Source organism: Corynebacterium sp. 122RC1 (assembly GCF_024580955.1).
Lineage (GTDB): Bacteria > Actinomycetota > Actinomycetes > Mycobacteriales > Mycobacteriaceae > Corynebacterium > Corynebacterium kozikiae.
This window is the reverse complement of sequence record NZ_JANIKD010000085.1, coordinates 1-252: the sequence shown is the minus strand read 5'-3', so window position 1 is coordinate 252 and position 252 is coordinate 1. Positions and strand designations below refer to the sequence as shown.

Below are 252 nucleotides of genomic sequence, written 5' to 3'. Positions count from 1 at the left end.
CTCGAGGCGCTCGAAGTACATGCGCACCGCGCGCTCCTGCGTGGCTGCGTCGTACTGACTGGGTCGTGCCATGCTGATCGTCCTCCTAGGGTAAAACCTAGTCTCCGACCAACCCAGGCCGCTTCACGTGAGCATCATCTACAACGAGCGTTTGGCTGAGTATGGGATTACTGCCTCTACCGGCACGGTGGGAGATTCCTATGACAATGCGCTGGCCGAAAACGTCAACGGCTCCTACAAAAATGAGCTTAT

General features: G+C 56.7%; 1 pseudogene. It reads left to right on the top strand.

The features are described from left to right. Positions 1-124 precede the first annotated feature (124 nt). Positions 125-252: pseudogene (locus tag NQ050_RS11175) on the top strand (IS3 family transposase); the annotation flags it as partial.